Annotated in this window: 11 protein-coding genes; 9 read left to right on the top strand and 2 right to left on the bottom strand. The window is 73.0% G+C overall.

What is annotated here, in order from left to right; genetic code table 11:
- Positions 1 to 26 precede the first annotated feature (26 nt).
- The gene (locus tag ADY01_RS26510) at positions 27 to 608 is read right to left on the bottom strand and encodes a TetR/AcrR family transcriptional regulator (RefSeq protein ID WP_049578557.1); all 582 of its coding nucleotides are present in this window, start codon (positions 606 to 608) and stop codon (positions 27 to 29) included.
- A gap of 64 nt (positions 609 to 672) precedes the next feature.
- Here ADY01_RS26510 and ADY01_RS26515 point away from each other — a divergent pair, with 64 nt between their 5' ends.
- The 3 genes from ADY01_RS26515 (at position 673) to ADY01_RS26525 (ending at position 4,024) form a co-directional block, all read left to right on the top strand.
- Positions 673 to 1,212, top strand: a complete 540-nt coding sequence (locus ADY01_RS26515) for a PH domain-containing protein (protein WP_049578558.1) — start codon at positions 673 to 675, stop codon at positions 1,210 to 1,212.
- The gene (locus ADY01_RS26520; RefSeq protein WP_049578560.1) at positions 1,209 to 2,657 is read left to right on the top strand and encodes a PH domain-containing protein; all 1,449 of its coding nucleotides are present in this window, start codon (positions 1,209 to 1,211) and stop codon (positions 2,655 to 2,657) included. The genes ADY01_RS26515 and ADY01_RS26520 overlap by 4 nt, the downstream gene beginning before the upstream one ends.
- A gap of 101 nt (positions 2,658 to 2,758) precedes the next feature.
- The gene (locus ADY01_RS26525; protein ID WP_049578561.1) at positions 2,759 to 4,024 is read left to right on the top strand and encodes an alanine racemase; all 1,266 of its coding nucleotides are present in this window, start codon (positions 2,759 to 2,761) and stop codon (positions 4,022 to 4,024) included.
- Positions 4,025 to 4,057: 33 nt separating this feature from the next.
- On the opposite strand, the gene ADY01_RS26530 is transcribed toward ADY01_RS26525, so the two are convergent.
- Positions 4,058 to 5,083, bottom strand: coding sequence for a chitinase (locus ADY01_RS26530; protein ID WP_049578563.1), 1,026 nt, complete (start codon positions 5,081 to 5,083; stop codon positions 4,058 to 4,060).
- A gap of 220 nt (positions 5,084 to 5,303) precedes the next feature.
- Here ADY01_RS26530 and ADY01_RS26535 point away from each other — a divergent pair, with 220 nt between their 5' ends.
- The 6 genes from ADY01_RS26535 (at position 5,304) to ADY01_RS26560 (ending at position 10,478) form a co-directional block, all read left to right on the top strand.
- Positions 5,304 to 6,182 carry a hypothetical protein gene (locus ADY01_RS26535; RefSeq protein ID WP_049578564.1) on the top strand — a complete coding sequence of 293 codons (879 nt, stop codon included), beginning with the start codon at positions 5,304 to 5,306 and terminating at the stop codon, positions 6,180 to 6,182.
- A 34-nt stretch (positions 6,183 to 6,216) separates the two neighbouring features.
- On the top strand, positions 6,217 to 6,966 hold the full coding sequence (gene cpaB / locus ADY01_RS26540) for a Flp pilus assembly protein CpaB (RefSeq protein WP_049578567.1): 750 nt from the start codon (positions 6,217 to 6,219) through the stop codon (positions 6,964 to 6,966).
- A 51-nt stretch (positions 6,967 to 7,017) separates the two neighbouring features.
- Positions 7,018 to 8,241: an AAA family ATPase gene (locus tag ADY01_RS26545; RefSeq protein WP_049578569.1), complete on the top strand. Its 1,224-nt coding sequence runs from the start codon at positions 7,018 to 7,020 to the stop codon at positions 8,239 to 8,241.
- A 5-nt stretch (positions 8,242 to 8,246) separates the two neighbouring features.
- Positions 8,247 to 8,636, top strand: a complete 390-nt coding sequence (locus tag ADY01_RS41370; protein WP_049578570.1) for a TadE/TadG family type IV pilus assembly protein — start codon at positions 8,247 to 8,249, stop codon at positions 8,634 to 8,636.
- Between the two features lie 2 nt (positions 8,637 to 8,638).
- Positions 8,639 to 9,031 carry a TadE/TadG family type IV pilus assembly protein gene (locus tag ADY01_RS26555; RefSeq protein ID WP_049578572.1) on the top strand — a complete coding sequence of 131 codons (393 nt, stop codon included), beginning with the start codon at positions 8,639 to 8,641 and terminating at the stop codon, positions 9,029 to 9,031.
- A gap of 106 nt (positions 9,032 to 9,137) precedes the next feature.
- Entirely contained in the window at positions 9,138 to 10,478 is a 1,341-nt protein-coding gene (locus ADY01_RS26560; RefSeq protein WP_049578574.1) for a CpaF family protein, read from the top strand.
- Positions 10,479 to 10,655: the final 177 nt, after the last annotated feature.

A 10,655-nucleotide genomic window follows, 5' to 3' on the forward strand; every position in this document is an offset into this window, starting at 1 on the left:
GGCGGGTGCCGTGGGGCTTCGTGGGGTCAGCGGCGGTGGGCCAGCAGGCCGCCCTCCATGGTCTGGGTCACGCGGGCCAGCGCCTCGTGCCTGGCCAGGGCGCCCTCGGAGACCGCCTCCCAGCCGGCGGCCATCATGTACCAGAGGATCCGGAAGAACCACTCGACGTCCATCTCCGGTGCGAAGAACCCCTCCGCCTTGCCGCGCTCGAAGAGGATCGCGGCGGGCAGGTGCGCGGCCTCCCAGGACGGACTGGTCCAGTCCTCGGCCGACAGCAGCGGCTCGTTGAAGAGGAAGTCCACCCTCGGGCCGACGTCGAAGAAGGCCCGCAGCAGGCGGCGGAACGACTCGGACAGCGGTCCCTGGTCCAGCGCGGCTTCCGCGAGCGCCTGCTCGATGGTCTCCGTGCAGTCATCGAGCAGGCCCCTGACCAGGGCGGCGCGGTCCGGAAAGTACCGGTGCAGGGTGCTGCGGCCGACCCCCGCCGCCTTGGCGACCTCGCCGAGCGGGGCCGCGCGGTCCTCGGCGAAGACGCGGATCGCGGCGTCCAGGATCGCGCGCCGGGTGCGGGCCAGGGTGCCGGGGGCGGACGGTGCCGGTGAGGACATGCGCACATCGTAAAGAAGTCCGACGGGGTGGAACCAGCCGCCCTTTTGTGGGACACTGTGTCCCATGGTGAACATCGATGTCCAGCAGGTCGCGCCCGCGCGGCGCTCCCCGGGGCGGGGCGTCCAGCTCCGTCGGCCGCGCCACCGCGTGGAGCGGCGGGCCGTCCTGCTGTGGACCGCCCACGCCCTCGCGCTTCCCCTGGTGCTCGGCGGCGCGCTGGCCGCCGTGCACGCCCTGTGGGACGGCGCGCGCCCCTGGACCGGTCCGGCGCTGATCGCGCTCGCCGTCCTGGGGCCGCTCCACGCGGCGGTCATGCCGTCCTGGCGGTACGCGGTGCACCGCTGGGAGACGACGGACGAGGCGGTCTACGCGACCACCGGCTGGTTCGTCAGGGAGTGGCGGATAGCGCCCGTCTCCCGGATCCAGACGGTGGACACCGTGCGCGGCCCGCTGGAGCAGGCGCTCGGCCTGGCCACCCTCGTGGTCACCACCGCCTCCTCGCGCGGCGCCATACACATACGCGGCCTGGCCCCCGAGGCGGCGGGCGAGGCGGCGGAGCGGCTCGCCGACATCACCCGGCGCACCCCCGGGGACGCGACATGACCTGGCGGCGGCTCGCGGCGCGGATGATCCTGGTCGACGCCCTGCGCGTCCTGCTCTCCCTGCTGCCGGGCGTGCTGGTCCTCCTCGTCATGGACACCGAGCCCGAGCCGATGACCGTGGGGCCGCTGGCCGTGGTGGCGGTCTGGGGCGTCCAGGGCGCCCTCGCGGACGCGCTGCGCTGGGCGACCACGCGGTACCGGATCACCGAGACCCATGTGGAGCGGCGCACCGGGCTGTTGATCCGCACCCACCGGTCCATCCGGATCGACCGCATCCGCAGCGTGGACGCCACCGCGCGCCCGCTGCGCAGGCTGGCCGGGCTGCGCCGCGTCACCATAGGCGCCGGCCAGATGAACACCGCCATGGAGGCCGCGCTGACGCTGGACGCCGTGACCCGACGGGAGGCCGCCGCGCTGCGCCGCGAGCTCACGGGCGCCCGCGAGGAGCGGCCCGCGGAGGGGCCGTTGGCGGTCTTCGAGTGGCGCTGGGTCGTGCACCACCTGTTCGGCATCTGGTCCTTCGTCACCGCCGCCGGTCTGCTGTGGGGCGGGTACTGGACGGCCGAGATGGTCGGCGTCGACCTGGCGGACCGGGTCGGCTCCCTGGCCGACTGGGACGCGCTCGGGTGGCGCTGGACGGCCCTGGCCGCCTTCGTGGCCGCGGCCGTGGTGGGCGGCGTCGGCATGGCGGTGGCGTTCTTCACCGAGCACGCGCACTTCCGGCTGGAGCGCGTGGCGAACGACCGTGGCCCCGACGGGCGGGGGACCGTGCTGCGCACCACGCAGGGCCTGTTCAGGACCAGGGAGACGGCCCGGGACGAGAGCAGGCTGCGCGGGATCTCGCTCTCCGAGCCGCTGCTGTGGCGCTGGCTGGGGACGGCCGACACCCTGGTCGTCACCACCGGGCTCTCCATCTGGGGCAGCGCCGCGGCCGTGCTGCCGCGCGGGCCGGTGGACGTGGCCCGCCGCGTCGCCGCCGCCGTCATCGGCGCGCCCGCCCTCTCCGCGCCGCTGCGCCGCCATCCGCCCGCCGCGCTGCGGCGCAGGCTGCTGTGGGCGGCGCTCGTCGCCGGGGCCTGCGCGCTGCTCAGCGCCCCCGCCGGGCGGGACTGGTGGGTTCCCGTGCTCGCGGTGACCCTGCCGCTCGCCCTGGGACTCGCGGTCGCCGGGTATCTGTCGCTCGGTCATGCCGTGGCGGGTGAGTACCTGGTGGTGCGGGCCGGTTCGCTGACCCGCGTCACCTCGGCGCTGCGTCGGCAGGCGGTCAGCGGGATACGGGTGCGGCAGTCGCTCCTCCAGCGGCGGCTGGGGTTGGCGACCGTATACGCGTGCACCGCGGCGGGGGAGGGAGCATATACGGCATACGATCTTTCCGCGGGTGAGGCGGCGGCATTGGCGCAGGTCACGCTGGGGAAGACGGTGGAACCGTTCGTGGTGGCCACTTGACCGCGCGATCGCCCTCCGTTGACCTTCTCTGCACCGGGTGCTAGGTAGGGTCGGGAATCCGATCACGCTTTCCCGCATTCACTCGGTCACCCGGAGTCGCCATGGCTACGCCGTTCGACATGCTCGAGGACGAGATCGTCGATCACCGGTTCAAGGGCTTACCGCCGGACGCGGCGGGGCGGACCGTGGGGGCGCTGGCGGCCGAGCGGCGGGACCTCTACACGGGCGGGTTCACCACCCCGGTGCTGACGCTCTCCGCCGAGGCCGTGGAGCACAACCTCGGTTCCATGGAGCGCTTCGCCAGCCGCCACGGTCTCGTCCTGGCACCGCACGGCAAGGTCTCGATGTCGCCCCGGCTCTTCCGGCGGCAGCTCGACCACGGCGCCTGGGGGATCACGGTGGCCCTGCCCCATCAGGCTCGGGTCGCCAGGGCGTTCGGGGTGGAGCGGATCCTCCTCGCCAACGAGGTGGTCGACGCGGCGGCGCTGGCCTGGGTGGCGGGCGAGCTGGACGCCGACCCGGCGTTCCGGTGCGTCATGTACGTGGACTCCGAGCGCGGCGTCGCGTTGATGGACGCGGCGCTGCGGGCGGCGGGGGCCCGGCGTCCGGTGGAGGTGCTGGTCGAGCTCGGCGTCCCCGGCGGGCGCGGCGGCGTGCGGGACGCGCGGCGGGCGGCGGACGTGGCGACGGCCGTGGCCGCCGCCCGGACGCTGCGGCTGGCCGGGGTCGCCGGGTCCGAGAGCGCGGTCCCGGACCTCGACCCGGAGTCGGTGCGGGCCTGGCTCGACTCGCTGTGCGAGCTGGCCGTCGACTTCGACAAGGCGGGCCGGTTCGCCGCGCTGGACCGGATCATCGTCAGCGCCGGGGGCAGCGCGTGGTTCGACGAGGTGGCGGCCGCCTTCGACGAACTGCCCGACCTCTCCCGGCCGGTCAGCAAGATGCTGCGCTGCGGCGCCTACCTCACCCACGACGACGGGGTCTACCGCGACACCACTCCGTTCAACCGGGTGCCGCAGGAGGGCTCGCTGCTGCCCGCGTTCCGGCTGTGGGCCCAGGTCGTCTCGCAGCCCGAACCGTCACTGGCCCTTGTCAACGCGGGTAAGCGGGACATTGCCTACGACCTGGGCCTGCCCGAGGTGCAGGCCGTGCGCACCCCGAAGGGCGAGGTGCGCGGCGGATGCGGGCTGACGGTCAGCGGGCTGGCCGATCAGCACGCGCTCGTCACGGGGGCCGATGCGGTGCCGCGCGTCGGCGACTGGGTGGCGCTGGGCATGTCGCACCCCTGCACCATCTTCGAGAAATGGCCGCTGATTCCTCTCGTCGCCGGGGACGGCACCGTCACCGACTACATCCGCACCTTCTTCTAGAGCTTCTGGAGGCCGTCTTCCGAAGGCCGTCCTCTACAGGCCGTGCACGTGCGGGCCGACGACGCTCGACCAGGCGTCGCCGCTGTGCGCGTCCCAGTTGACGGACCAGGTCATCGCCCCGCGCAGGCCCGGCCAGGTCTGGTCGGGAACGAAGTTCCCGCAGCGGGTCCCCTTGGTCAGGCAGTCCAGCGCGGCGGTCACCACGTCGGGCGAGACGTAGCCGGAGCCCGCCGCGTTGGGCGAGGCGGGGACGCCGAGGCCGACCTGCGAGGGCGCGAGGCCGCTCTCCAGCTGGATGCAGGCCAGTGCGGTGAGGAAGTCCACGCTCCCCGAGGAGTACACCTGGCCGTCGCAGCCCAGCATCGAGCCGCTGTTGTAGTACTGCATGTTGACGACGGTCAGGAAGTCCCGCGTGTTCAGGGCCAGCTGGAAGTAGGGCGTGTTCGTCGTCTGCATGTCCAGCGTCTGCGGCGCCATCGTGTAGACGAGGCCGTCCCCGGCCGAGGCGTGGATGGCCTCCATGGCCTGGGTCATGTACGGGGCGTTGATGCCGTGTTCGAGGTCGATGTCCACGCCGTCGAACCCGTACTCGTCCATCAGGCCGAGCGTCGAGTCGGCGAACGCCTGGGCCGAGGCCGGGTCGTTGACCGTGACGTTCCCGTTCTGGCCGCCGACCGAGATGATGACCGAGACGCCCTCGGCCTGCTTGGCGGCGATGTCGTCCTTGAACTCCTGCTCGGACGCGTAGCCGAGCACCGGATCCAGGGTGAAGTCGATCTGGCCCGGCGTCGCCGTGGATTCGGCGAACGACACCGCGAGGATGTCGTACTCGCCGGAGACGTCGCGCAGCTTCTGCACGACGGACCCGTTGTCGAAGTTGTGCCAGTAGCCGGTCAGGGCGTGCTCGGGGACCGCGGCCGTCGCGACGTCTTCCGTCGCGGCCTCGGCCGTTCCCGGGTCGTTCGCGCCCGCGGTCAGGGCGGGGCCGGTGAGGGCCAGGGCGCCGGCCAGGGCCGCCGCGCCGAGCAGCCGGTACCGGAGCAGGTTGGTGCTGTCCACGCTCGCCTCCGTAGCGTCAGGTGGTGGGGGTGCTGCGGGAGGAAACGGTGGCCACCGTTGGGCAGACAGATTGGTCCAGACCAGCGGCGCTGTCAATGGGGTGGACCGAGGCGAACGGAGCGCATCCGCGCTGTTCTCCCCCGTGGCGGAGTCGATAAGCTGCCCAACTGCCGGAGGAAGACTCCACATGTGACGGGCGTTCGAGCCCTGGGGGGCGTGCATGCCGATTGCCATCGCGGTCACCAGCACCGACCTCGTGCTGCCCCCCACCGACCAGCACACGCCGGGCGCGCACGTGCTGACCTCCCCCCGCCACCAGGACTTTCCCGCCGCGCTCGCCGAGACGACCGACCTGGTCGGCCGGCACGGACACGTCGTCGTCCTCTACCCGACGACCACCCCGCTGCCCTACGTCCAGCGGCTGCACGCCGTCCGCGCCATGCTGGAGTCCGACCGCATAGCCCTGCTGCCCAGCGCGCTCCCGCCGCTGGGCACCGCCGTGCTGGTCCGCCAACTCCGTCAGCTCTCCGCCTGTGACTTCAGCCCCGGCGTGCTCGGTGCCTCCGCGCGCCTCCTGGCGCACTACATCTACGCGGGCGCACTCCTTGGCTCCGGTTCGCGCCTCGACCGGGTGCCCGTCACCCTCCCCGCCCGCGCCGGCGGACGCCAGGCAGGCGGCCAGTGCGCCGTTCTCGCGGGCCCCACTCCCCAACTGGTGCGGGCCGACGGCGACGTGTCCCTCGCCGGACCCCAGTTCTCCACCACCCTCACCTACGCGCCCGGCACCCTGGGCAGCGAGTGGGTCACCCGCCGCCTGGCCAGGCAGTGGCAGGTCCAGGCCCTGCACCCCGTGCCGATGCCGGCGGAATCCGCCACCTGGTGGGCCACGGCGAAGCTGGTGGAGTTCGCCGCCGCCATCCCCGACGTTTCCCTGCTCTACCAGATGGTGAGTCAGATGAGGCAGGAAGCCTGCCACTGGTGCGGGCTCACGCTCATCGGCGACCGGTGCGCGTTCTGTTCCGCCCCCGTGGTGGCCGAGCGCACGCCGCGCGCCATAGGGACGTCTCGACGCCGGGCCCTGGCCCCGGGCGCCGGATGACTTTCCGTCACGACCGAGAGGGTAGACACGCTTCATGAACGCTCGCCAGCGACGCGGCATCCTCCTGCTGCTCGCCTCGGTCCTGCTCGCGGTCGGCGCCTTCGCCGGCGTGCTCGCGGTGGTCAACGACGTGGAGTCGAAGGTCGGCCCCGAGTCCACCGCCTACGAGCTGACCACGGACGTCGATCCGTACCAGGAGGTGACGGCCGACCAGTTGCGCGAGGTGAGCATCCCCGAGCGGTACATACCGGACTCCGCCGTCACCGACCTGGGCCAGATCGAGGACCAGGTCGCCGTCGGCCCGCTCACCGAGGGCTCGCTGCTCCAGAGCGACATGCTGGCCGACCGGCCGGAACTGGAGCCGGGCCAGATGGAGATCGCCGTCATGATCGACGCCTCCACCGGCGTCGCGGGCAACATCTATCCGGGCGCGTCGATCAACATGTACGCCGCCTTCCGGATCCAGCAGCGCGAGGGCGGCGAGGAGACGGAGACCGACGTGGTGCGGCTGATGGTCAACAACGCCGAGGTGCTGGAGGTCGGGGATCTGACGGAGGTGGAGGACGAGGACGACAACGCCACCGAGGCGGTGCCGATCACGTTCGCCCTCTCCAACACCGACGCCCAGCGCGTCACCTACGCCGAGGCGTTCGCCGAGCAGGTGCGGCTGGCGCTGGTGGCGCCGGGCGACGAAGAGGAGATTCCGGCGGAGGAGCGCACGTACACCATCATTGGTGACATCGTCGGCGCCCCGAACGCCGGGCTCGACGAGCTCGTCCCGTAGGACTCTTACCGTGGAAGCCATGGTGAGACCAGGTGAGAACCAGGTGACCCGATGACGACGCGCATTCTGCCCGCGGTGGGCGAACCGGATACCGGCCGTTCGCTGATCACCCTGCTGAGCCAGCTGCCGGACAGCGAGCCGATGCGCCCCGTGCCCGACTCCACCACCCTGCTGGACACGCTGGCCTCCCTCACCCACTCGTCCGTCGCCGAGCTGCCCGAGGTGGTGGTGATCCACGAGCGCATGGGCCCGCTGCCCGCGCTCGAACTCATCCGCGAAGTCGCCCTGCGCTTCCCGGCGGTGGGCGTGGTCCTCGTCTCCGCCGACCCCACGGCCGACCTCTACTCGGCCGCCATGGACGCGGGCGCCCGCGGCCTGGCCGGGGTGCCGCTCTCCTACGAGGAACTGGGCGCGCGCGTCGCCGCCGCCGCCCAGTGGGCCGCCGGCATGCGCCGCCACCTCGGCGCGGGCGACCAGCCCCCGGCGGGCCCCGGCGGCCGGGTCATCACCGTCGCCGGCGCCAAGGGCGGCGTCGGCGCCACGCTGCTGGCCACCCAGCTCGCCCTCGCCGCCCAGACCTCGGGCCCCTTCGAACGCGGCGCCATCCTCGTCGATCTCGACCTGCTGTGCGGGGACGTCGGCTCGTACTTCGACGTGCAGTTCCGCCGGTCGGTCGCCGACCTGGCGGGCATCGCCGACATCTCGCCGCAGGTGCTCTCGGAGGCCGTGTTCTCCCACGAGACGGGCCTGTCGATGCTGATCGCGCCCGCCGAGGGCGAGCGCGGCGAGGACGTCAGCGAGGCCACGGCCCGCCAGCTGCTGATGGCGGTCAAGGCGCGGTACGACATCGTCGTCGTGGACTGCGGCTCCCACATGAACAGCGCCAACGCCGCCGCCGTCGAGCTGGCCGACGCCGCCGTGCTGGTCACCACCCCCGACGTGATCTCCGTCCGCGCCGTCAACCGCATGGTCCGCATGTGGGACCGGCTGCGCATCCGCAAGGCGGCCGACACGCTCACCGTCGTCAACCGCCTGACCCGCGCCAGCGCCATCCAGCCGCAGCTGATCTCCCGGATCACCGGCACCCGGGTGGCGCGCACCGTCATCCCGGCCGGGTTCAAGGAGCTCCAGGAGGCGCAGGACGCGGGCCGCGTCCAGGACCTGGACGCCCGCGGCCAGGTGCGGCGCGCGATGTGGTCGCTCGCCACCGAACTGGGCCTCACCGCCCCCGAGCAGGCCCCCGCCGGGGGCAGACGCCGGGGCAGAAGGTCATGATCCGGATGAACGGGCGCGTCGGAACGCGCATACGGGGCCGGGAGCGCGACCGGGGCGCGGTGTTCCTGGAGTTCGCCGGCCTGTTCCCGTTGATCCTCGTGCTGATGGCCGTCATCTGGCAGTGCATCATCATCGGCTACACCTTCTCCCTCGCGGGGAACGCCGCGGACGAGGGCGCCCGAGCCGCCGCCGCGGCCGACGGCGATCCGGCCTCCGCCTGCGCCGCCGCAGCGCTGGAGCACATTCCCGGCGCCTGGTCGGCGGACGTCTCCTGCCCCCTGGAGGGCACCGTCCGCCAGGCCCGCGTCCGGCTCGACGTCCCGATCCTGTTCCCCGGCGCGTTCAGCCTCCCCGTCACGATCACCGGCACCGCCGGCGCCGCCGAGGAGGGCTGACCATGACACGGACACGCCCCCTCGCGCCCCGCCGGGGGGCCCGCGCGCCGGCGCGCGACGCGGGCGTGACCGCCGTGGAGTTCGTGGGGTGGGTGCCCATCCTCCTCCTGGTGGCGCTGGCCGCGCTTCAGCTCGGGGTCGTCGGGTATGCCGCACAGCAGGCGGGATCCGCCGCCCGCGCCGCGGCGCGGACCGCCGCCCAGGAGGAGATCGAGGACGAGTACCAGGCCGCGGGCCGGGCGGCGGCGAGCGACTGGCTGGACGTCAGCATCGAGGCCGTCGCCCTCTGCGGCGACGAGGCCACCGTGACGGCGCGCGTGTCCGTTCCCTCCGTCCTGCCGTTCATGGACGACCTCGGCGACGCCACCAGGACCGTGACGATGCCATGCGACTGACGACTGGACCGACTGGACCGAGTGGACCGACAACAGGACCGACTGGACCGACTGGACCGCCGAGTGAGGGACGTGCCGAGTGAGTAGTGAGGGGAAGGAGCGGCCGATGGGCCTGCGATCGCGCGTCAACGCCCCCGACGAGCCCGCGGCGGCGGGACCGGGCGACGGGCGGCTCGTCGCGACCTACCGTGCCAAGCTGCTGGAGGAGATCGACCTCGCCGAGATGTCCTCGCTCGGCCTGAGCGACCGCCGCGACCGCCTGGAGCGCGTCCTCGGCCACATCCTCAGCCGCGAGGGCCCGGTCCTCTCCACTCAGCAGCGCGCCCTCCTCATCCGCCGCGTCGTCGACGAGGCCCTGGGCCTCGGCATCCTCGAACCGCTCCTCGAAGACGCCTCCATCACCGAGATCATGGTCAACGGCCCCGACCAGATCTACGTGGAACGCTCCGGGCGCGTCGAGCGCCTGCCGCTGCGCTTCGCCTCGGAGGAGCAGCTGATGCAGACCATCGAGCGCATCGTCTCCACCGTCAACCGCCGCGTGGACGAGTCCCATCCGATGGTCGACGCCCGCCTGCCCACCGGCGAGCGCGTCAACGTCATCATCCCGCCGCTCGCCCTCAGCGGCGCCACCCTCACCATCCGCCGCTTCCCCCGCGCCTACACCCTCCCCGAGCTCATCGGCTTCGGCACCGTGGACGAGCAGCTGGTGATGCTCCTCTCCGGGCTGGTGCGCGCCAAGTTCAACGTCATCGTCTCCGGCGGCACCGGCTCCGGGAAGACCACCCTGCTCAACGCCCTCAGCGGCCTGATCCCCGAGGGCGAGCGCATCGTCACGGTCGAGGACGCCGCCGAGCTCCAGCTCCAGCAGAGCCACGTCATCCGCCTGGAGTCCAGGCCGCCGAACATCGAGGGCAAGGGCGAGGTCACCATCCGCGACCTGGTGCGCAACTCCCTGCGCATGCGCCCCGACCGCGTCATCGTCGGCGAGGTCCGCGGCGGCGAGACGCTGGACATGCTCCAGGCCATGTCCACCGGGCACGACGGCTCCCTCGCCACCGTCCACGCCAACAGCGCCGAGGACGCGCTGCTCCGCCTCCAGACCCTGGCCTCCATGTCCGAGCTCCAGGTCCCGTTCGAGGCGCTGCGCGACCAGATCAACAGCGCCGTGGACGTGCTGGTGCAGCTCGTCCGCCACCCCGACGGCTCCCGGCGGATGGCCGAGATCGCGATCCTCGCCTCGCACGGCCGCGAACCGTTCCGCATCGCCACCGTCGCCGAGTTCCGCGCCGAGCCGATGGACCACGACGGGCGGGTGCGCGGCCGGTTCCGCCACTACCCGATACCGCGAGCCGTCGCCGACCGCCTCTATCTGGCGGGCGAGCAGGTGCCGCCGGCGTTCGGCGTCCACCTCGACGACAGCCACCTCGCCACCCGGGAGGCGAGCTGACCCGTGGACCTCTCCGTTCTCGCCCTCGGCCTGACCCTGCTCGCGCTGATCTGCGGCGTCGCCGGGCTCCGCCTCTACGCCACCGGCCGCGCCCAGCGCCGCGAGCTGATCGACCGCCTCGCCGGGCCCGCGCCCGGCGCCGACGCCGAGGGCACCACGCCGGGCGGCGCCCTCGGC

Origin of the sequence: Streptomyces sp. SBT349 (genome assembly GCF_001083795.1) — a bacterium.
In the GTDB taxonomy this organism is placed as follows: Bacteria; Actinomycetota; Actinomycetes; order Streptomycetales; family Streptomycetaceae; genus Streptomyces.